16 protein-coding genes and 3 tRNA genes are annotated in these 20,351 nt (G+C 63.1%); 9 read left to right on the forward strand and 10 right to left on the reverse strand.

The window, feature by feature from the left end; all coding sequences use genetic code 11:
- Positions 1-176: 176 nt before the first annotated feature.
- The gene (locus tag G9C89_RS06825) at positions 177-905 is read right to left on the reverse strand and encodes an MBL fold metallo-hydrolase (protein WP_172146607.1); all 729 of its coding nucleotides are present in this window, start codon (positions 903-905) and stop codon (positions 177-179) included.
- Positions 906-1,520: 615 nt separating this feature from the next.
- Between G9C89_RS06825 and nirK the strand changes: the two genes are divergently transcribed.
- The 4 genes from nirK to G9C89_RS06845 all read left to right on the forward strand — a co-directional run bounded on the left by nirK (position 1,521) and on the right by G9C89_RS06845 (position 6,843).
- The gene (gene nirK / locus G9C89_RS06830; RefSeq protein ID WP_172146609.1) at positions 1,521-2,945 is read left to right on the forward strand and encodes a copper-containing nitrite reductase; all 1,425 of its coding nucleotides are present in this window, start codon (positions 1,521-1,523) and stop codon (positions 2,943-2,945) included.
- 8 nt (positions 2,946-2,953) lie between these two features.
- Complete coding sequence (locus G9C89_RS06835; RefSeq protein ID WP_218575915.1) at positions 2,954-3,757, forward strand: formylglycine-generating enzyme family protein; 804 nt, start codon at positions 2,954-2,956, stop codon at positions 3,755-3,757.
- Entirely contained in the window at positions 3,750-4,370 is a 621-nt protein-coding gene (locus tag G9C89_RS06840) for an SCO family protein (RefSeq protein ID WP_172146611.1), read from the forward strand. The genes G9C89_RS06835 and G9C89_RS06840 overlap by 8 nt, the downstream gene beginning before the upstream one ends.
- Before the next feature lie 241 nt (positions 4,371-4,611).
- Positions 4,612-6,843 carry a glycosyltransferase gene (locus tag G9C89_RS06845; protein WP_172146613.1) on the forward strand — a complete coding sequence of 744 codons (2,232 nt, stop codon included), beginning with the start codon at positions 4,612-4,614 and terminating at the stop codon, positions 6,841-6,843.
- A 27-nt stretch (positions 6,844-6,870) separates the two neighbouring features.
- Here the strand turns inward: G9C89_RS06845 and G9C89_RS06850 are convergent, their stop codons facing one another.
- The 6 genes from G9C89_RS06850 to G9C89_RS06875 all read right to left on the reverse strand — a co-directional run bounded on the left by G9C89_RS06850 (position 6,871) and on the right by G9C89_RS06875 (position 10,165).
- Complete coding sequence (locus tag G9C89_RS06850) at positions 6,871-7,230, reverse strand: thiol-disulfide oxidoreductase DCC family protein (protein WP_172146615.1); 360 nt, start codon at positions 7,228-7,230, stop codon at positions 6,871-6,873.
- A 133-nt stretch (positions 7,231-7,363) separates the two neighbouring features.
- Complete coding sequence (gene rimO / locus G9C89_RS06855) at positions 7,364-8,686, reverse strand: 30S ribosomal protein S12 methylthiotransferase RimO (protein ID WP_172146617.1); 1,323 nt, start codon at positions 8,684-8,686, stop codon at positions 7,364-7,366.
- Positions 8,687-8,987: 301 nt separating this feature from the next.
- The gene (locus G9C89_RS06860) at positions 8,988-9,536 is read right to left on the reverse strand and encodes a cytochrome b (RefSeq protein ID WP_172146619.1); all 549 of its coding nucleotides are present in this window, start codon (positions 9,534-9,536) and stop codon (positions 8,988-8,990) included.
- Between the two features lie 151 nt (positions 9,537-9,687).
- A tRNA-Met gene (locus G9C89_RS06865) sits at positions 9,688-9,764 on the reverse strand.
- A 124-nt stretch (positions 9,765-9,888) separates the two neighbouring features.
- Positions 9,889-9,965: transfer RNA gene (locus G9C89_RS06870), tRNA-Met, on the reverse strand.
- 123 nt (positions 9,966-10,088) lie between these two features.
- Positions 10,089-10,165, reverse strand: a tRNA-Met gene (locus G9C89_RS06875).
- 263 nt (positions 10,166-10,428) lie between these two features.
- Here G9C89_RS06875 and G9C89_RS06880 point away from each other — a divergent pair.
- Together G9C89_RS06880 and dinB are read left to right on the forward strand one after the other, a co-directional pair.
- A complete protein-coding gene (locus G9C89_RS06880; RefSeq protein WP_172146621.1) occupies positions 10,429-10,656 on the forward strand; it encodes a zinc ribbon domain-containing protein in 228 nt (75 codons plus the stop codon).
- A gap of 16 nt (positions 10,657-10,672) precedes the next feature.
- Positions 10,673-11,734, forward strand: a complete 1,062-nt coding sequence (gene dinB, locus G9C89_RS06885) for a DNA polymerase IV (RefSeq protein WP_172146641.1) — start codon at positions 10,673-10,675, stop codon at positions 11,732-11,734.
- A gap of 3 nt (positions 11,735-11,737) precedes the next feature.
- Here the strand turns inward: dinB and G9C89_RS06890 are convergent, their stop codons facing one another.
- The 3 genes from G9C89_RS06890 to G9C89_RS06900 all read right to left on the reverse strand — a co-directional run bounded on the left by G9C89_RS06890 (position 11,738) and on the right by G9C89_RS06900 (position 15,402).
- Entirely contained in the window at positions 11,738-12,142 is a 405-nt protein-coding gene (locus tag G9C89_RS06890) for an META domain-containing protein (RefSeq protein WP_172146643.1), read from the reverse strand.
- Positions 12,139-12,576: a hypothetical protein gene (locus tag G9C89_RS06895; RefSeq protein ID WP_172146645.1), complete on the reverse strand. Its 438-nt coding sequence runs from the start codon at positions 12,574-12,576 to the stop codon at positions 12,139-12,141. The genes G9C89_RS06890 and G9C89_RS06895 overlap by 4 nt, the downstream gene beginning before the upstream one ends.
- 72 nt (positions 12,577-12,648) lie before the next feature.
- A complete protein-coding gene (locus G9C89_RS06900) occupies positions 12,649-15,402 on the reverse strand; it encodes a response regulator (RefSeq protein WP_172146647.1) in 2,754 nt (917 codons plus the stop codon).
- 185 nt (positions 15,403-15,587) lie between these two features.
- Here G9C89_RS06900 and cysM point away from each other — a divergent pair, with 185 nt between their 5' ends.
- From cysM to relA, 3 genes are all read left to right on the forward strand, one after another.
- Entirely contained in the window at positions 15,588-16,493 is a 906-nt protein-coding gene (gene cysM, locus G9C89_RS06905; protein ID WP_172146649.1) for a cysteine synthase CysM, read from the forward strand.
- Positions 16,493-17,845 (forward strand): 23S rRNA (uracil(1939)-C(5))-methyltransferase RlmD, encoded by a 1,353-nt coding sequence (gene rlmD / locus G9C89_RS06910; protein WP_172146666.1) that lies wholly within the window; start codon positions 16,493-16,495, stop codon positions 17,843-17,845. Before cysM ends, rlmD begins: the two co-directional genes overlap by 1 nt.
- A gap of 183 nt (positions 17,846-18,028) precedes the next feature.
- Positions 18,029-20,272 (forward strand): GTP diphosphokinase, encoded by a 2,244-nt coding sequence (relA, locus tag G9C89_RS06915; RefSeq protein ID WP_172146669.1) that lies wholly within the window; start codon positions 18,029-18,031, stop codon positions 20,270-20,272.
- Positions 20,273-20,351 lie beyond the last annotated feature (79 nt).

Here is a 20,351-nt window from a genome sequence, read left to right on the forward strand (position 1 = left end):
AAGCCTGGGTGTGATCGATACCCGGTGTTCGTCTGCTGGCGCGCATTATAGGCCAGCTCAGTCGACCTCGCGTACTCGCCATGCCCTTGCTGGACGCCCGGTTAAAGCCCCGGGCGGCAACGCGGTAACCAGGGCATGCGGGGGCAGAGGGCGCCGATCGCGCCGATCCAGCGGGATCACTCTGCGCCGAGAATCTCCTTCAGGACTGCGGCGAGGTCGCGGATGGCCTGTGCGCCATTGCCGGTAAAGGTCGAGCCATGCATGGTCGCGAGCGTCCTGGGCTTGAGCTGCGCCAGACGCTCGAGCGTCGGCGCGGTCTGCCGGGTGTAAGGCATGTAGGAGGCGAGCGGGCTGTGTTCATAGTCCAGCAGTGTTTGCCTGGCCCTGCCGATCACATCCGCGGAGGTCAGCGGTTCGACATCGCCGTTCTGATGGAAGAGGTCGGAACAGAGCAGGGTGCCCTGGGTTTCCTCGAAAAACAGCCCGGCCTCCCAGCAGTGGGGGACGTGCGGCGTGCGCAGGAAGCGCAAGCGGTATTTGCCGGTGCTGATCAGTTCCCCGTCGTCGAGCGCCTGCGCCGGCCTGGCGGCTACCACATCGTCGACACTCACCACCTTGCCCACCAGACTGCACAGGGCGCCGGCCTTTGGTGCCAGGGTCTGCCATTCGCGCAGCGAGCCGCACTCATCGGCCTCGAAGTGACTGAACGCAATCCAGCGAAGCGTCGCCGGGTCGATCAGGCGCGCCACGGCCTCCTTGACGGACGGGAAGAGGCCGCGCATGCCGGTATGCACTAACAAGGGCTGCTCGTCACGCAGGAGAAACTGGTTGAACTGCAGGTTGGCCTCGGGGACATAGGTCGATAGGCGATACAGGTCGGGTGCGATTTCGCTGACTGAAGTCATGGTGAGCCTCCGTTAGCCCGACTGCCGCGCTGGGCGGTAACTGTCCGCACGCATCAGGAGTTGATGCGGCGAAGCACTAGCAGGCTGTTGAAAAACTACCTACGTTGCCGATACGGCGTTAAAAACGGGCTCGGAATGCTCATTTACAGCTCGTAAACTCGCGTGCGAGCCCAGTCCGCTTCCTCGCCTGTTTTTGCCTTGTCTCGGCTGCCTCGCCTACGTTTTTCAACGGCCTGCTAAACAAATGTCCGCCCCGCGGCTGCTTGTCTGGCAGCCGGCTGGTAGGACGATGCCATCAGCAACTATAGCCCTTGCCTTCTGCAGGCCACGCGCCGCCGGATTGACTTGATCCGTGTTTGCGCTTGGAAGGCGGCGAGCATGCTCGCGGCCTCTTGTTTGGGGGCTGGAAGTCGGCGTCGGCAAAGACTGCCCCGCCTGAATGCCGGGGCGAATAGCGTTCGGCAAAACTATCCGCTTCATGCTCCATTCCCTCTGCAATCAGTATTTCAGCCCATTTTCAGGACGTTGATTATGGTCAATCAATGATTCGTTAGGTATGCAACTATTTTGCCTGGATTTACCAATACTTCTGCCAGTAAGGATGAGGACAGGCATATGAAAGAACGTAATTTCAAGCGTGCAATAACGAAACTCGCCCTGCTGTCTTGTACGTTGGCGCTGGCCTCGACAGCCGCAGTCGCCGCGACCGAAGCGAAGCTGCCGGTGATCGTTCAGGAACTGGTCGCGCCCCCGGCGCTGCCGGCACCTATTACGCGCAAGAGCCCGGCGCGGGTGGTGGTCAATCTGACCGTGGAAGAGGTCGAGCGGGAAATAGCCCCCGGTACGCGCTACATGTTCTGGACGTTTGGCGGCACCGTGCCGGGCAAGATGATTCGGGTGCGTGAAGGCGATACCGTTGAATTACATCTGCAGAATCTGGCCGGCAACAAACTGCCGCACAACATCGATTTGCATGCCGTCAGCGGCCCGGGTGGCGGCGCCGAGCAAACCCTGATCGCACCGGGTAACGAAGCGGTCTTCACCTTCAAGGCATTGGCCTCGGGATTGTATGTCTATCACTGCGCCACGGCGCCAGTGGGCATGCATGTGGCCAATGGCATGTACGGCATGATTCTGGTCGAACCCAAAGAGGGCATGTCCAAGGTTGACCGCGAATACTATGTAATGCAGGGCGATTTCTATACCAACGGCGCCTACCGTGCCGACGGCCTGCAGAACTTCGATATGCAGAAAGCAGTCGATGAAGAACCCACCTATGTCTTGTTTAACGGTGCCGATGGCGCCTTGATCGGCAAGGGTTCGCTGACCGCCAACACCGGCGAAAAAGTGCGGATGTTTTTCGGCGTCGGCGGCCCCAACCTGACCTCCAGTTTCCATGTGATCGGCGCGATCTTCGACCGCGTCTATGGCGATGGTGGCACCCGCTATCAGGAAAATGTGCAGACCACCCTGGTACCGCCTGGAGGCTCGACGATTGTCGAATTCGTGCCCAAGGTGCCGGGTAACCTGACCCTCGTCGACCACTCGCTGACCCGCGCCTTCAACAAGGGGGCGGTCGGTTTGCTGGCGGTCAGCGGTGCTGCACCGCCGGAGATTTTCGGTGTGGGCGTGAAGCAGCCCTTGCCTGCCGTGGCGGGCCAAGCAGTCGCGGTCAAGGCGCCGCTGCCGGAGATACCGAATGGCGATGTCGCTATGGCGCGTGGCAAGGCGGTTTACGAGCGGGTTTGCGCGGCCTGTCACTTGCCCGATGGCACAGGGGTGGCGGGGGTATTCCCGCCATTGGCCAACTCCGACTTCTTCCAGGAGCGGCCGTATGAGATGGCCTATATCGTCCTGCACGGTCGCAGTGGCAAGTTGGTGGTCAACGGCGAGCCCTACAACGGTGTGATGCCGCCGCAGGATCTGAATGACAACGATGTGGCGGCGGTGATCAATTACATCAATGTGGCCATGAACCAGGGCAAGCCGGTACTGACCCCGGAGCAGGTCAGTGAAATGCGTCAGATCAAGAAGTTGTGAACCTGGGGTTGAGGTGCGTCTGGCTGGCCCGTGCGGTGCTGTTCTGCTGCGCGGGCATCGCCGGCAGTGCCGGGGCTGCTGACTACCGGTTGTTGGCGGGTGGTGAGTTTCGCAGCGTGTTGCCGGCCGATGGTGAACGTTCCGCGGCCCGCATCCAGCCGTTCTGGCTGCGCAGCACGCCGGTGAGCAATGCCGAGTACCTGGCGTTTCTCCAGGCCCATCCGCAGTGGCGGCGTGGTGCGGTGCCGGGAGTGCTGGCTGGCGCGGACTATCTGGCGTTGTGGGCCGGGCCGCTGAGGTTTGCGCCGCTGCAGGCCGATGCGCCGGTGACCCAGGTCAGCTGGCATGCCGCCCAGGCCTTCTGCGTCAGTGAGCAGGCGCGTTTGCCAACCTGGTACGAGTGGGAGTTTGCCGCCGCGGCCGATGAACTGCGCGCCGATGCGCGGGAGGATCCGGTTTGGCTGGCGCGCATTCTCGCCTGGTATTCGCGTCCGGCCAATCAGCCGCCCCAGGCCATAGGTCTACAGCCAGCCAATTACTACGGCATCCATGATCTGCACGAACTGACGTGGGAGTGGGTAGAGGACTTCAATGGTCTGTTCGTCAGCGCAGACAGCCGGACCCAGGGCGAGCAGAAACAGTTGGCCTTCTGTGGTGGCGCGGCCCTGTCGCTGAGCGACAAGAACAACTACGCGGTGCTGATTCGTTTGTCCCTGCTGGCGGCCATGGAGGCCAATCAGGGCGGCAACTATCTGGGCTTTCGCTGCGCGCGCGACCCCGTCCCTCATTTATCAGGAGTCCCCAATGAATAGAGTCAAACGTCTGCGTCTGGCGCTGCACGGCGCCGTGTTGTCCACGGTCCTGCTGCTGACCCCCGGGGTGTTGCCGGAGGCACAGGCGGCACCGGTGAATGCCGCGCTCGCCAGCTTGCCCGCCGACTCGCTGTATGGCTTGGCGATGCCCCTCACCGATGCGCAGGGTACGCGCTTCGATTGGCGTGAGATGGCTGGCAAGCCATTGCTGGTCACCATGTTCTATGGCGACTGTGCATCGGCCTGTCCAGTACTCATGCAGAGCCTGCAGCGGACCATCGCCGAACTCCAGCCCGAGGCGGGTGCGCTTCGGGTACTGATGGTCAGCCTGAATCCGCAGCACGATACGCCTGCCTCGTTGGCGCATCTGAGCCATATGCACCAGCTCGACCAGCGCTTTTTCCGCCTGGCGGTGGCGGCTGACGAGGGGCAAACCCGAGCCATGGCGGCGGCGTTGCAGATCAAGTATCGGGCTCTGGACAATGGCGAAATAAGCCACAACACCAGGGTCACCCTGTTGAATGCCGATGGTCAGGTCACCGCCAGCAGCACACTGCTCAAGCCCGTCGCGGATCAGGCCCTGCTGTTGGCGGTTCGTCAGGCTTTGCAGTGATACCTGAGGTGCGAGCACTGATGTTTGCCGGTCCGCGTCGCCGCTTCCCAAACTGCATGGTATGCGCCACGGCTGTCTATGCTTAGCGCATCGAAGGCGGCTCGAGCCTCGGGGGTTATTGAAGCCCGTTGGAATGTTTGCGGGTGAGGGCGAGCCGGCCTGTTGTCGTCCACGCTCGTGGCAGAGTCATCCGCTTGGCGGTGTAGCAGTGCGTCCAGGCCCGTAGCCGGATCAGTCCTCAATGACAGTGCGCCGTCCGCTCAAGCTCCTTTTCTATTGCAATGTGCTGATTGTCTGCCTGCTGCTGGGCTACAAGGTCTATCTGAATGTTGTGCTGTCCGACTTCGAGGGCGAGCACACCGGCCAGATCGAGGCGATCCAGGCACGGCTGGAGAATCGGGATGGCTTCAGCTTCGCGGTGGTGGGCAATATCAATAATTCCGTCGGCATCTTCGAACGGCGCATTATTCCGATGCTCAATGCGTCCGGCGTCGATTTCATCATCTCCGCCGGCAATGCGGTCAGCGGCGGCGGCGAGGACAAGTACCGGGCGCTACACGGCACCCTGAGCCATTTGCAGATACCCTATGTGTTGACCTTTGGCGCCCATGAATACGAAGAGTTCGGCAGCTATCGATTCTACGAGCACTTCGGCCCGCATTTTTTCAGCTTCCGGGCCGCTCACAGTCGCTTCATCTTTCTCGACAGCACCGGCAAAACGCCTTGGCGCTGGCAGGTTCTCTGGTTCAGGGAGCTCTTGCGTCAGGGCGATGCGCGGCACACCTTTGTCTTTACCGGCAAGCCGCTGCTGCACGGTGAGGCGCCTGCCGGTTTTACCGGTGAACGGGATTACCTGCAGCCTGCGGCGTTCCGTGAAGCGCTGCTGGGGCTGATCGCGCAATACCCGGTCGATGCGGTATTTGCCGCCAACCTGCCGTTGTTTTCCGAACAGCGGCGCGGCGATACCCGCTTCATTACCAGCGGCGGGGCGGGTGGCCTGCTCCTGAGTGATCGGGCCAGTTTTCATCATTATGTGCAGGTGGCGGTATCCGCGCAGGGTATCGACACTCGGGTGCAGCACCTCGACGTCGACCAGCACCCACTCTTCAAGCAACTCGAGAGCATCTGGTTCTTCATCTATTCGCTGTTCTACGTCGGCTATCTGAACTTCATCCTGCTGGTCTGCGGCCTGACCATCGCCGCGATCAAGCTCTACACCTTGGCTTTCGCCGAGCGCGACTATTATCCGAACTTCGATCTGGATCCCTCGCCCTGGCTGGAGAAACCGCTGCGGATCGCGATGTTCACCAACAACTACCTGCCCTTTATCGGCGGTGTGCCCATCTCGATCGAGCGGCTGTGGCGGGGGCTGGCGGCCATGGGCAACGCGGTGCTGCTCATTGCGCCGCGTTATCGGGATCAGCCGCAGGTGGAGGCGCACGTGCTCAGGGTGCCGTCGATCCTGGCCATGGGTGAGAAGCGCGAGTTTCGCTTGGCCAATATTTTCCTACGGCGTATCGGTCAGGCGGTCAGGGACTTTCGCCCCGACCTGATTCACCTGCACCATCCGTTCTGGCTCGGTTCGCTGGGCCTGCTGCTGGCGCATCGGCTGCGGGTGCCGGCGGTTTTTACCTACCACACCCGGCTGGAACACTATGCCCACTTCGTGCCTCTGCCTGGCACGCTCTTTCGCAATCTGATCTCCCATGCGCTGATCAAGCGCTTTGCCAATAAATGCGATGCGGTGATCGTGCCCACTTACTCTGCAGAAGAGTATTTGCGCATGATCGGCGTGAAGACGCCCGTCTTCGTGCAACCCACGGGTATCGACTACCAGCGCTTTCGAGAGGTGACGGCGGAGCAGGTCGCCCGTCTCAGGTCTGCGCTGGGCATTGGCGACGAGCAAGTCCTGATCAGTGTTTCGCGGCTTTCCAATGAAAAGAACATCGATTTCCTGATCGATGCGATCGCTAGTCTGCGCGGGCAGACCGAGCGGCCCTTTCTCGTCCTGATGATCGGTGACGGCCATCAGCGCGAGCGGCTGCTCAGGCGTATCGACGAGCTGAAACTCGCTGGCCATTTCAGGCTGCTCGGCGCCGTGCCGCCAGAGGAGATGGCGATTTACTACCGACTGGGCGAGCTGTTTCTTTTCGCCTCCAAATCGGAGACCCAGGGCATGGTCATTCTGGAGGCCATGGCCGCAGGCTTGCCAGTGGTGGCGGTACGTTCGAGTGGTATCGATGATGTGGTCAGGCAGGGCTATAACGGCTTCAAGACACCGGAAAACATTGGCCAATGGTGCGCGCGGGTGATCCTGCTGCTCGAGGACGATCGGCTGCGCGAAGAGATGTCCGGTCACGCCCTGCTGGTGGCGGCGGAGCATTCCATCGAACAGTTCGCTGCGGGGGTCAAGGAGGTCTACGGCACAGTCTTGGCCGCTTCGCGTGCCCAGCAAGGCGGTCGCTGGCGCTGATGGACTGCTGCGCTGCTCGGTGCACTTCTATAGCCGGCCTTCACGGCGCAGGCGACGTAGCACCCAGTGGCGGTAGCCCCAGGAAAACAGGGGTTTGAGACCGGGCAGGCCGAGCAGCCAGGCCAGCGGACGCAGGGTCGGGGTGCGCGACATCAGCAGGATGTAGGCATCCAGTTCGCGGTGGATGCGGCCTTGAGCATCTTCGACATGCAGTTCGGTCAGTGCCAGGTACGGGTCGATGCCGGCGGCACGCAACTGCTCTTCCTTGCCGCTGATGTCCACCCACTCCACGCTGTCGTCGCTGCGCGTGCGCAGTTTTTCATAACGGCGCCGGTCAGCCACGCAGCGCGGACAGGCGCCGTCGTAATAGACCTTGAGTCTGGCCATGGGGCTGGCTTGGTTGCGGGGTTTATTAGCAGTTTAGAACAGCGGCGCGCACCCCTCGGGTGAGGGGCGCGGCGGTTCAGAGGTTGTGAAAATATCGAGCGTCTGGAGGCGGCCGCAGTATTTTCACAGCCTCTTAGACCAGCTCGGCCCACAGGTCGTATTCGTCGGCGTCGACGATGCGCACCCGTACCTTGTCGCCGGGTTTGACCTCGGTGCTGGCGATAAACACGCTGCCGTCGATTTCCGGGGCGTCGGCGTAGCAGCGCGCCACGGCGCCCTGGTCGTCGACTTCGTCGATCAGCACTTCCAGTTCCTTGCCGACCTTCAGCTGCAGGCGGGCGGCGCTGATCGCCTGCTGATGGGCCATGAAGCGGTCCCAGCGATCCTGCTTGATCTCATCTGGCACATGATTATCCAGCAGGTTGGCCGATGCGCCTTCTACTGGTGAGTACTGGAAGCAACCGACGCGGTCGAGCTGGGCTTCGCTCAGCCAGTCGATCAGGTACTGGAAGTCTTCTTCGGTTTCGCCGGGGAAGCCGACGATGAAGGTCGAGCGGATGGTCAGTTCCGGGCAGATTTCGCGCCAGTTCTTGATCCGCGCCAGGGTCTTGTCTTCGAAGGCTGGGCGCTTCATGGCCTTGAGCACTTTCGGGCTGGCATGCTGGAAGGGGATGTCCAGGTACGGCAGCAGTTTGCCGGCGGCCATCAGCGGAATCAGCTCGTCGACGTGCGGGTAGGGGTAGACGTAGTGCAGGCGCACCCAGATGCCCATGCTCGACAGTGCTTCGCACAGCTCGGTCATGCGGGTTTTCACCGGCTGGCCGTTCCAGAAGTCGGTCTTGTACTTCAGGTCGACGCCGTAGGCGCTGGTGTCCTGGCTGATCACCAGCAGTTCCTTGACCCCGGCCTTGACCAGGCGCTCGGCTTCGTTGAGCACTTCGCCGACCGGGCGGCTGACCAGCTTGCCGCGCATCGAGGGGATGATGCAGAAGCTGCAGCTGTGGTTGCAGCCTTCGGAAATCTTCAGGTAGGCGTAGTGGCGCGGGGTCAGTTTGATGCCCTGTGGCGGCACCAGGTCGATCAGGGGGTTGTGTTCCTTGTTCGGCGGCACCACCTCATGCACGGCGTTGAGCACCTGCTCGTACTGCTGCGGGCCGGTAACCGACAGCACGCTGGGGTGCACGTTGCGGATCGCACCCTCTTCCACGCCCATGCAGCCGGTGACGATGACCTTGCCGTTTTCGGCCAGGGCCTCGCCGATTACTTCGAGGGATTCGGCCTTGGCGCTGTCAATAAAGCCACAGGTGTTGACCACCACCACGTCGGCGTCCTGGTAAGTCGATACGACTTCGTAACCTTCCATGCGCAGTTGCGTGAGGATGCGTTCGGAATCGACCAGGGCCTTCGGGCAACCGAGGCTTACGAATCCGACTTTCGGCGTGGCGGGGGTGGACATGCGGCGAACCTCAGGCTTTGAAGGATGGGCGCTGGAGGCGCCTCTGATCAAAAAGTGCGCAATTCTAGCGGTGGATTGCCGGATTGACCAGCACTTGAGGGGCTGTGAAACGACTCTCGCCTGTAGGCACCCTTCGCGCCGACCAAATTACCTCGAGCAATCCGCGACCCGTAGGCTGGCACTCGCCGCAGGCAGTGCACCGTGGTTCATCGGTTGAGCGCAAAACTGGCGGGCTGTCGCTACGCTCCGAACGGCTCGCCGCCCGGACCGCCCGCCGTTCTTCGGCCCTGCGTGTCGGCGATCAGGCCCGACGCGGCAGAATGCGCAGCAAGGTATTGTCGCGGCTTATGAAGTGGTGGAGCAGGCCGGCGACGGCGTGCAGGCCAATCAGCCAGTAGCCGGCGACCCCGGCCCATTCGTGCCATTCCTTTATGCTGGCAGCGAGCTCGGGAGTTTTCTCGACCAGCGCCGGCAGTTCGAGACCGAAAAACGGGATGGGCTTGCCGGCCGCGCTGAGGATCAACCATCCGGCCAGTGGTGCGCCGATCATCAGGGCGTAGAGCGCCAGATGCATTATCTGCGCGGGCAAGGTTTGCCAGGCGGGCAGGGCGGGCTTGATCTTCGGTGTCGGGGCAACGAAGCGAGCCAGCAGGCGCAGCCAGACCAGCGCGAATACCGCCATGCCGAGCATGAAGTGCCACTGTTTGAGCAGGTCGCGAGTTTCACTGCCTTTGGGGAAGTTGCCCTTGAGTTCGATGCAGGCGTACACGCCTGCGATCAGCGCCAGCATCAGCCAGTGCAGGGTGATCGATAGATTGCCATAACGCGTGTCGGTATTTTTCCAGGACATGGTGATGCGGCTCCGCTGCCGTTTGGTTTGAACAGCGCAAGCATAGGCATATGAAGCTTAAGCTTTGCTGAGCGGGAACGATGTTCGCGCCTGGAAAGCCGAACGGCGGAAAGCAAAAAGGCCACTCGATTGAGTGGCCTTTTTGAGTATCTGGTTGCGGGAGCAGGATTTGAACCTACGACCTTCGGGTTATGAGCCCGACGAGCTACCAGACTGCTCCATCCCGCGCCGGCAATTCTATCCGAACGGGTGTTCTTGTCAATCGATTTCTGTTTTTCAATCAATTGCGTTAATGATCGTTGCGGGCGCGCAAACGAAAAAGGCCACTCGATTGAGTGGCCTTTCCGGAAACTGGTTGCGGGAGCAGGATTTGAACCTACGACCTTCGGGTTATGAGCCCGACGAGCTACCAGACTGCTCCATCCCGCGCCGCCAATTCTATCCGCATGGGCGTGCTTGTCAACTGATTTCTGCTTTTCAATCAATTGCTTAAGTAGGTTTGGAAGGCGCAAACGAAAAAGGCCACTCGATTGAGTGGCCTTTTCGGAAAACTGGTTGCGGGAGCAGGATTTGAACCTACGACCTTCGGGTTATGAGCCCGACGAGCTACCAGACTGCTCCATCCCGCGGCGCCAATTCTATCGCCAAAAAACCGTCTGTCAACTCTTGTCTAGGGAAAAACTGTTGTTGGTTCAGGTGCTTAGCGTTGTGTCGGGAGCTTGAGTCAGGCGTCAGGCCCGGCTGGCTTGGGTTTGGCGAGGGACAAGGCTGGGCGAGCGGGGTGTCGGGGCAGGCCTGTTAGGTGGCGTTCTGCGCCGGCCGATCATCGCTGGCATAGCCCAGCAACCCGCTGTTGGGCTAGAGTCGGCGGCTATTCAGTTGGAGAATGATGATGGGACTTGAATGCAAAGCCTGCGGTGCGCCGCTACCGAGTCAGGCAACGAGCTGCCCGGCCTGCGGCGCCGAAGTGCCGCCGCTTGCGCCGAAGAAGACCAAGCTGCTGCCGCTGGCGGCCTTCATGCTGATCGTGATCCTGGTGATTCAGGCGTATATGAACAAGCCTGACTCCGAGTCCGAGGCGGTCGAGCCTGCGCCAGCGGCCGAGACGGCGGCGCCGTAGTTAACGACAGCGGAATATGAGCCTCAGAAAAATCATCCACGTCGATTGCGACTGCTTCTATGCCGCCATCGAGATGCGTGACGATCCGAGCCTGGCCGGCAAGCCGCTGGCGGTGGGGGGCGCGGCGGACCGGCGCGGGGTGATCGCTACCTGCAATTACGAGGCCCGTGCCTACGGAGTGCGCTCGGCGATGGCCTCCGGGCATGCGCTGAAGCTGTGCCCGGACCTGTTGATCGTCAAGCCGCGGATGGATGCCTACAAGGCGGTGTCGCGCGAGATCCAGGCGATCTTCCGTGAGTACACCGAGTTGATCGAGCCGTTGTCGCTGGATGAGGCCTATCTGGATGTGTCGGACAGCCCGCACTTTGCCGGCAGCGCCACGCGGATCGCCCAGGACATTCGGCGGCGGGTCTCGCAGGAGCTGCATATCACCGTCTCGGCGGGGGTGGCGCCGAACAAGTTCCTGGCCAAGATCGCCAGCGACTGGAAGAAGCCCAACGGCTTGTTCGTGATCACTCCGGATCAGGTCGAGGCGTTTGTCGCGGTCTTGCCGGTGAGTAAGTTGCACGGGGTCGGCAAGGTGACCGCCGACAAGCTGGCGCGGCGCGGCATCCGCACCTGCGCTGACCTGCGCGAATGGCAAAAGCTGAACCTGGCGAAAGAGTTCGGCAGCTTCGGCGAGCGCCTCTGGGGGCTGGCCCGCGGTATCGACGAGCGGCCGGTACAGACCGACAGCAGGCGCCAGTCGGTCAGCGTGGAAACCACCTACGACCAGGATCTGCCGGATCTGCCGGCCTGTCTGGCGCAACTGCCGCAGTTGCTCGACGAGCTGGCGCGGCGCATGACGCGGCTGGATGCGAGTTATCGGCCGGACAAGCCCTTCGTCAAGATCAAGTTCCACGACTTCACCCAGACCACCCTGGAGCAGGCCGGTGCGGGTCGTGATCTGGACAGTTACAAGCTGCTGCTCAGTGCCGCCTTCACCCGCGGCAACAAGCCGGTGCGTTTATTGGGCGTCGGCGTGCGCCTGCACGACTTGCGCGGGCGGCATGAGCAGTTGGAGTTGTTTGCGCGGTAATTCTCAGCCTTGTTCCGGCCACACGCGCAGCGGCTTGCCTTTTGCCGGCCACAGGCGCAGCTGCTCGATCGGCGAGACATCCCAGCGTTGCACCTTGCCCAGGCTGTCGAGGAAACGTGCTTCCTGCTCCATCAGCGCCGGCGCGCACATTTTCCGGGTGCTGCCGGCGGCGCCGAAGCTGAGTTGTTCGCCCGCCAGGGTGTAACTGGCGAACCAGTGATTGCAACCGGCATTGCCGTAGGCGCGACCGTCCGCGCCGAGGGTGATGGTCAGGTGGCTGCGGTCGATCAGCGGGCGTTCGCCAATCCATTCCACCTGATAGCTGCGTTCGGTCTCGAGTTGCAATGGTGCGCTGGCGCAGCCGAGCAGGCTGGCGCTCAGCAGGCCGACGCCGAGGGTGCGCTTCATGCGGCTTCCTTTCGGCACTTCGGGCACAGGTGCTGGCCGTTCTGGCTGCGCCAGCCCAGTTGGTTGATCCGGGCTTCGGCGGCAGGCGCCTGGGCTTTCTTGCCCAGCGCGGCATCGACGGCAAACTCGAAGTCGAGTTGGGCGGCGCAGCCGTCGCATTTGACCTGCCAATTGAAGATCGCCAATTCGCCAAAGATCGGGCCTTTGGCGACTGCAACCCATTGCCCTGGAGGGTTGATCAGGTGGCGCACCTTCTCGACCTCAAGGCGCATGCTCAGCTCGCGGCTGCCTTTGAGGGTCACCAGCAGGCTGTCCCCGCTGCGCATCGAGCCGCCGTTGCCGGTCACCTGGTAGCGGCCCGGTGCCAGGGCGCGGCATTCGATCAGGGTGTGTTCGGGGTTGAGCAGGTTGTAGCGGAAATCGTGTTCGGCCATGGTTCCTCCAAGTCAGCGCAAATGCTATCACGCGACAGCCCGCCGGATGTGTGTCGCCCCTGTGCACTGGCGCTAGGCGTTGATCTGCGCCTCTTTGGCCAGTCGTTCGATCGCCGCGTCGAGCAGGTCCAGCGCGGCTGGCGCGGCGGGGTCATTCTGTTTCAGCAGGGTTTCGCTGCGCTGACAGGCGGCCCGCAGTTGCGGCACGCCACAATAGCGGGTGGCGCCGTGCAGGCGGTGCACACGTTCGATCAGGGCGTTGCGCTCGCCCGCCTCGCGGGCCTGGCGGATGGCCTGGCGATCGGCGGGCAGGCCGGCCAGCAACATGCTCAGCATGTCGGCGGCCAGGTCGGCTTTGCCGGCGGCCAGGCGCAGGCCTTCTTCGCTGTCCAGGACGTGCAGGCCGCGGCCTGCGCTGGCGCTTTCGCCGGGTTGCTCGGGGCCTTGATTGCGCAGCGCCAGGCCGGTCCATTTGAGTACCACCTGGGCCAGTTGTCGTTCGCTGATGGGCTTGGTCAGGTAATCATCCAGGCCGCTTTGCAGCAGGGCGCGTTTCTCGTTGGCCAGGGCGTGGGCAGTCAGCGCGACTATGGGGGTGGGGGGCTGGCCGTGTTCGCTCTCATGCTGGCGAATCGCTTCGGTGGTCTGGCGGCCGTCCATGCCGGGCATCTGTACGTCCATGAGGATCAGGTCGAAGCATTCCTGCTGGGCTTTTTCCAGGGCTTCGTAGCCGCTGCTGGCCGTGCTGACCTGAGCGCCCATGTCGTCCAGCAGGGTTTGCACCAGCAGCAGATTGGCCGGATTGTCATCGACGCAGAGCACGCGCGGCGGCCGGCTCGGCGCGGGCGGGCTGGCTTCCGTGCGCGCTTGCCGTGGGCTGACCAGTTCGGCCAGCGCGCGTTGCAGTTTGCGTGTGCAGGCCGGTTTGGCCTGCAGTTGGTTGTGCGCGTCGGGCAGGACTTCGTGATAGAGCGCCTGTTCGGTGGTCGGGCAGAGCACCACGGTCTTGCAGGCGAGGCGCTCGAGATCCCAGATACGCTGGCCAAGGCGTTCCGGCGGCAGGTACTGGGCGCTGACGCCGAGCACGGCGATGCCCAGCGGTTGGCTGCTGTGGTGTGCGCTGGCGACCGCTTCGAGCAGGTTGTCGAGATTGTCGAAGGTGCTGACCAGCAAGCCGCAGTCTTCCAGTTGATGTTGCAAGGCCTGGCGTGACAGCTCATGACTTTCCAGGATGGCCGCACGGCGCCCGAGTAGAGGTGGGCGGGGCAGGTCTTCGGCGTCATCCCGGGCTTTCGGCAGGCTCAGGCTGATCCAGAATTCGGAACCCTCGCCAGGCGTGCTGTCGACGCCGATCTCGCCACCCATTTGCTCGATCAGGCGCTTGGAGATCACCAGGCCCAGGCCGGTGCCGCCGGCCTGGCGCGACAGCGAGTTATCGGCCTGGCTGAAGGCCTGGAACAGTGCGCGCAGGTCTTCGTTGGACAGGCCGATACCGGTGTCGCGCACGCTGATGCGCAGTTGGGCGCGGTCGGCGCTCTCATCCTCGAGCATGGCGCGCATGACGATGCTGCCTTCACGGGTGAACTTGATCGCGTTGCTGACCAGGTTGGTCAGTATCTGCTTGAGCCGCAGCGGATCGCCCACCAGGGTCAGCGGCGTGTCGCGGTAGACCAGGCTGAGCAGCTCCAGGCGCTTTTCATGGGCGACCGGGGCGAGGATGGTCAGGGTGTCTTGCAGCAGGTCGCGCAGGTTGAAGGGAATGCTTTCCAGGATCAGCTTGCCGGCCTCGATCTTGGAGAAGTCGAGCACCTCGTTGATGATCCCCAGCAGGCTGTCGGCGGATTTCTCGATGGTGCCCAGGTAATCCTGCTGGCGTGGGGTCAGCTCGCTTTTCTGCAGCAGGTTGGTGAAGCCGAGAATGCCGTTGAGCGGGGTGCGGATTTCGTGGCTCATGTTGGCGAGGAATTCGGATTTGATCCGGCTGGCCTCCAGGGCTTCCCGGCGGGCGAAGTCCAGTTCGATATTCTGGATCTCGATGGTCTCCAGATTCTGCCGTACGTCTTCGGTGGCCTGGTCAACGCTGTGTTGCAACTCCTCCTGGGCGTTGAGCAGGGATTCGGCCATGCGGTTGATGCCCGAGGCCAGCTCGTCCAGTTCATGGCTGCCGAGCGGCGGCAGGCGGGTATGCAGGTGGCCATCCTTGAGCTGGGCGACGCTGTATTTGATCTGCCGCAGGGGCCCGTTGATGCTGCGGCTCATGCGCAGGGCGAGCAGGGCGGTGACGATCAGGCCGGTGCCGATCAGCAGCAGGCTGGCCAGCAGGCTGCGGTAGCCCTTGAGCAGGGTGCCCTGGTGGGACAGCTCGAGTTCGACCCAGCCGAGCAGGTTGCTGTCGGGCTGGGTCAGCGGCTCGCCGGTGAGGCTCAGCTGTTGTGCCAGCACCGGCAGGAGAAAGCGCGTGGCATCCTGGCTGCTGCGTCGTCCCGCCTGGCTCGGGTCATCGCTGGGTGGCTGATCGAGCATGCCCGGGCCGGCATGGGCCAGACGCTCGCGTTCGGCACCGAGGAAGCTGACGGCTCTTACGTCGGGCTGCTCGAGCGTCTGCGTGGCAATGCGTTGCAGCAGGGCCGCGTCATGGCGCTGCAGGGCGGGGGCAGCCAGCGGCGCCAGTTGTTCGGCGATCATCTGCCCGCGTTGCAGCAGTTGTGCCTGCAGGTCGGACAGTTGCGCCCAGATGAAGTAGCCACCCAGCACCAGCGCCAACAGGCTGGTGGGCAGCAGGGTGAGCATGAGCACGCGGCCTTTTATGCCTAGATCCTTGAACACGGACGTCCTTCCTCGTTGCCTGTTGGCTGAACTCAAGCTGGCAGTGTAGCGGCTGGGCTTGACGGAACAACAGTGGCGTCGCCCTGGCAGCATGCTGCAACAAGGCGCGCCATCGCCGGTTATGGCCGCTGCCCGTTTGCCGCTATCATAGGGACCCTTCCGGCCATCTGGACCCGATCGACGCCATGACCTTGCACTACCCTACTATCGCCGATTGCGTCGGCAACACGCCGCTGGTGCGTTTGCAGCGCCTGCCCGGCAATACCTCCAATACCCTGCTGTTGAAGCTGGAAGGTAACAATCCGGCTGGCTCGGTGAAGGACCGGCCGGCGCTGTCGATGATTACCCGTGCCGAGTTGCGCGGCGATATCCGCCCCGGCGATACCCTGATCGAGGCCACCTCCGGCAACACCGGTATTGCCCTGGCGATGGCCGCCGCGATCAAGGGTTACAAGATGATCCTGATCATGCCGGACAACTCCACCGCCGAGCGCAAGGCGGCGATGACCGCCTACGGTGCCGAGCTGGTGCTGGTGTCGCGCGAGGAGGGCATGGAAGGTGCCCGCGACCTGGCCGACAGCCTGGAGCGCGGTGGCCGCGGCAAGGTGCTCGATCAGTTCGCCAATGGCGACAACCCCGAGGCCCACTACCTGGGCACCGGCCCGGAAATCTGGCGCCAGACCCAGGGCCAGATCACCCACTTCATCAGTTCCATGGGCACCACCGGGACTATCATGGGGGTCTCGCGCTACCTCAAGGAACAGAACCCGCAGGTGCAGATCGTCGGCTTGCAGCCGATGGAAGGCGCGACCATTCCCGGTATCCGCCGCTGGCCCGAGGAGTATCTGCCGAAGATCTACCAGGCCAGTCGCGTCGACCGGATTATCGACATGGCCCAGCGCGAAGCCGAGGATGTGATGCGGCGTCTGGCGCGTGAAGAGGGCATCTTCTGCGGGGTGTCCTCCGGCGGGGCGGTGGCGGCGATGCTGCGGCTGTCGGCTGAAGTGGAAAATGCGGTGATGGTGGCGATCATCTGCGATCGCGGCGACCGTTACCTGTCGACGGGCGTGTACGACACGCCGGAGCTCTGATGGCCAAGAAAGCCAGCGGTTTGCGCTTCCAGCCCAGTGGCGGCGTGCGCGCGACGCAAATTCCGCTGGGCAAGAAGCAGCAGCTCAGCATCGAACGCCTGGCCAACGATGGTCGCGGCATTGCCTTTGCCCTGGGGCGCACCTGGTTCGTCAGCGGCGCCTTGCCCGGCGAGCAGGTCGAAGCCCGGGTGCTGGGTGCGCGCAGTCAGGTGGTCGAGGCCCGCAGCGAGCGGATTATCACTGCCAGCCCCGCGCGCCGGCTGGAGCCCTGCGCCCATGCGCGTACCTGCGGCGGCTGCAGCGTCCAGCACATGAGCCATGCCGATCAGTTGGCCCTCAAGCAGCGCATGCTCGGCGAGCAGTTCAGCCGCCTGGCCAACGTGCAACCGGATGAGTGGGCGCAACCGTTGGTCGGACCGGAGTTCGGCTACCGGCGCCGCGCACGCATCGCCGTGCGCTGGGACGTCAAACACAAGCGCCTGGACGTCGGCTTTCGCGCCGCGGCCAGCCAGGACATCGTCGCCATCGTCGATTGCCCGGTTCTGGTACAGCCCTTGCAGCCGATCCTGCGCGAATTGCCGGCGGTCTTGCGGGCGCTGGAAAACCCCCAGGCCATCGGTCATGTCGAACTGTTTCATGGCAGCGCCAGCGCTGTATTGGTGCGTCACACCTCGGCCTTGGGCGAGGCCGATCTGGCTCGCTTGCAGGCGTTCTGCCTGGCCCATGACGGGCAACTCTGGCTGCATGGCATCGGCGCGCCGCAGCCGTTCGAGCCCGAGCAGAGCCTGGGTTACCGCCTGCAGCGCTGGGATCTGCAACTGGCCTATCGGCCGGGCGATTTTGTCCAGGTCAATGCCCTGGTGAACGAGGCGATGGTCGCCCAGGCGCTGGACTGGCTGGCGCCGCAGGCGGATGAGCGGGTCTTGGATCTGTTCTGCGGTCTGGGTAATTTCGCCTTGCCGCTGGCGCGTCTGACCCGTGAAGTGGTGGCGGTCGAAGGGGTGCAGGCGATGGTCGAGCGGGCGGCGCAGAATGCGGCGAGCAACGGCATCGACAACCTGCACTTTTTCCAGGCCGACCTGTCGAATCCGCTGGTCGAGAGCGGCTGGGCGCAAGGCGGTTTTGCCGCCGTGCTGCTCGACCCGCCGCGTGACGGCGCGTTGCAGGTGGTCAGGCAGGTCGGCGGTCTCGGCGCCAAGCGGCTGGTCTACGTGTCGTGCAACCCGACCACGTTGGCGCGTGACACTGCCGAGTTGCTGGCGCAAGGTTATCGGCTGGAAAAGGCCGGCATCCTCGATATGTTTCCGCAAACGGCGCATGTCGAGGCCATGGCGTTGTTTGTCAGGCCATAGATTGAAAACGTGTAGCTAGAGGCGAACGGTGAACCAAGTCGCTTGGTTTTGTTGCCAGCAGCCCTTATCTACGCTGTGCAGGGGTGCACAAGGAGTGTGCCTTAAGTGGTTAAACCGACCGGGCCGAAGAAGTCCGGCGACTGTCCGGTGTGCGTGGCGCGCACCCTAGGGAAGGTAAGCAAGATGGTTCAGGTTAGAGCGCACCAGCCGATCAACGATGACGGCAGCATCAACCTAGAGGCCTGGTTGGCCCATGTACTCAGCGTCGACCCGGCGCTGGAGCACGATGCCTTGCTCGACGCCTGCGAGTTCGCCCGCGAGGCCGAGCAGCAGGCCAACGCAGCGCAGAATCTGTGGTCGGAAGGGGCTTCCAGCTTCCGCGCCGGCCTGGAGATCGCCGAGATTCTCGCCGACCTCAAACTCGACCAGGACTCGCTGGTCGCCGCGGTCATCTACCGTGGCGTACGCGAGGGCAAGGTGACCCTGGCTGCGGTGGAGCAACGCTTTGGCCCGGTGGTAACCAAGCTGGTCGATGGCGTGCTGCGCATGGCGGCGATCAGCGCCAGCCTCAATCCGCGCGACTCCCTGGTGCTCGGCTCCCAGGCCCAGGTGGAAAACCTGCGCAAGATGCTGGTGGCCATGGTCGATGACGTGCGCGTCGCCTTGATCAAGCTGGCCGAGCGCACCTGTGCGATCCGCGCGGTCAAGCATGCCGACGACGCAAAACGGCAGCGGGTGGCCCGCGAGGTCTTCGACATCTATGCCCCCCTGGCGCACCGTCTGGGTATCGGCCATATCAAGTGGGAGCTGGAGGACCTGTCCTTCCGCTACTTGGAGCCCGAGCAGTACAAGCAGATCGCCAAGCTGCTGCACGAGCGCCGGCTGGATCGCGAGCAGTACATCAATGATGTGATGAGCCACCTGCGCCTGGAGCTGGAAGCCACCGGGGTCAAGGCCGATATCAGCGGGCGGGCCAAGCACATCTATTCGATCTGGCGCAAGATGCAGAAAAAGGGCCTGCAGTTCAGCCAGATCTATGACGTGCGTGCGGTGCGCGTGCTGGTGCCGGAGGTGCGCGACTGCTACACCGCCCTCGGCATCGTGCACACCCTGTGGCGGCACATTCCCAAGGAGTTCGACGACTACATCGCCAACCCCAAGGAAAACGGCTACCGCTCGCTGCACACCGCGGTGCTCGGCCCGGAAGGCAAGGTGCTGGAGGTGCAGATCCGCACCCAGACCATGCACGAGGAGGCCGAACTGGGCGTCTGCGCGCACTGGCGCTATAAGGGTACCGACGTCAAGTCCGGCTCCAACCATTACGAAGAGAAGATTTCCTGGCTGCGTCAGGTGCTCGAATGGCACGAGGAACTGGGCGATATCGGTGGGCTGGCCGAGCAGTTGCGCGTCGATATCGAACCGGACCGGGTCTATGTGTTCACCCCGGACGGTCATGCCATCGACCTGCCGAAAGGCGCCACGCCGCTGGACTTTGCCTACCGGGTGCACACCGAGATCGGCCACAACTGCCGTGGCGCCAAGATCAACGGGCGCATCGTGCCGCTCAGCTACAGCCTGCAAACCGGTGAGCAGGTGGAAATCATCACCAGCAAGCACGGCACGCCAAGCCGTGACTGGCTGAATTCCAACCTGGGTTATGTCACCACCTCGCGGGCGCGGGCGAAGATCGTCCACTGGTTCAAGTTGCAGGACCGCGACCAGAACGTCGCCGCCGGCAAGGCGCTGCTCGAGCGCGAGTTGGCGCGTCTGGCGCTGCCCCATGTGGATTTCGAGAAGCTGGCCGAGAAGGCCAACCTGAAAAATGCCGAAGACCTGTTCGCCAGCCTCGGTGCCGGCGACCTGCGTCTGGCCCACTTGGTCAACCTGGCGCAGCAGCTGGTCGAGCCGGAGCGTGGCAACGAGCAGCTCGAACTGATCCCGCGCAAGGCCTCGGGCTTCAAGCCGGGCAAGCGCGGCGATATCCAGATCCAGGGGGTCGGCAACCTGCTGACGCAGATGGCCGGGTGCTGCAAACCGCTGCCGGGTGATCCGATCGTTGGCTACATCACCCTGGGGCGCGGCGTCAGTATCCACCGCCAGGATTGCGCCTCGGTGCTGCAACTCGGTGGCCGCGAGCCGGAGCGGATCATCCAGGTCAATTGGGGGCCGGTGCCGGTGCAGACCTACCCGGTCGACATCATCATCCGCGCCTACGACCGTTCCGGCCTGCTGCGTGACGTGACCCAGGTGCTGCTCAACGAAAAACTCAACGTGCTGGCGGTCAATACCCACTCGAACAAGGAAGACAACACCGCGTCGATGTCGATCACCGTCGAGATCCCCGGGCTGGATGCCCTGGGGCGCTTGCTCGGGCGCATCTCGCAGTTGCCCAATATTATCGAGGCCCGCCGCCACCGCGCCTCCTGAGCTGCTGCGCTCGGTGATACTGCGTTGAAGGGGAAGTGAAAAATGCTCATTGGCAAAAGCCAACTCCGCTTTTTCGCTT

The organism is Pseudomonas tumuqii, from assembly GCF_013184545.1.
Lineage (GTDB): Bacteria > Pseudomonadota > Gammaproteobacteria > Pseudomonadales > Pseudomonadaceae > Aquipseudomonas > Aquipseudomonas tumuqii.

What these genes read in the sequence shown, in the direction of transcription:
- G9C89_RS06825 (WP_172146607.1), bottom strand. Translation starts at nt 905, where the DNA reads ATGACTTCAGTCAGCGAAATCGCACCCGACCTGTATCGCCTATCGACC.
- nirK (WP_172146609.1), top strand. Translation starts at nt 1,521, where the DNA reads ATGAAAGAACGTAATTTCAAGCGTGCAATAACGAAACTCGCCCTGCTG.
- G9C89_RS06840 (WP_172146611.1), top strand. Translation starts at nt 3,750, where the DNA reads ATGAATAGAGTCAAACGTCTGCGTCTGGCGCTGCACGGCGCCGTGTTG.
- G9C89_RS06845 (WP_172146613.1), top strand. Translation starts at nt 4,612, where the DNA reads ATGACAGTGCGCCGTCCGCTCAAGCTCCTTTTCTATTGCAATGTGCTG.
- G9C89_RS06850 (WP_172146615.1), bottom strand. Translation starts at nt 7,230, where the DNA reads ATGGCCAGACTCAAGGTCTATTACGACGGCGCCTGTCCGCGCTGCGTG.
- rimO (WP_172146617.1), bottom strand. Translation starts at nt 8,686, where the DNA reads ATGTCCACCCCCGCCACGCCGAAAGTCGGATTCGTAAGCCTCGGTTGC.
- G9C89_RS06860 (WP_172146619.1), bottom strand. Translation starts at nt 9,536, where the DNA reads ATGTCCTGGAAAAATACCGACACGCGTTATGGCAATCTATCGATCACC.
- G9C89_RS06880 (WP_172146621.1), top strand. Translation starts at nt 10,429, where the DNA reads ATGGGACTTGAATGCAAAGCCTGCGGTGCGCCGCTACCGAGTCAGGCA.
- dinB (WP_172146641.1), top strand. Translation starts at nt 10,673, where the DNA reads ATGAGCCTCAGAAAAATCATCCACGTCGATTGCGACTGCTTCTATGCC.
- G9C89_RS06890 (WP_172146643.1), bottom strand. Translation starts at nt 12,142, where the DNA reads ATGAAGCGCACCCTCGGCGTCGGCCTGCTGAGCGCCAGCCTGCTCGGC.
- G9C89_RS06895 (WP_172146645.1), bottom strand. Translation starts at nt 12,576, where the DNA reads ATGGCCGAACACGATTTCCGCTACAACCTGCTCAACCCCGAACACACC.
- cysM (WP_172146649.1), top strand. Translation starts at nt 15,588, where the DNA reads ATGACCTTGCACTACCCTACTATCGCCGATTGCGTCGGCAACACGCCG.
- rlmD (WP_172146666.1), top strand. Translation starts at nt 16,493, where the DNA reads ATGGCCAAGAAAGCCAGCGGTTTGCGCTTCCAGCCCAGTGGCGGCGTG.
- relA (WP_172146669.1), top strand. Translation starts at nt 18,029, where the DNA reads ATGGTTCAGGTTAGAGCGCACCAGCCGATCAACGATGACGGCAGCATC.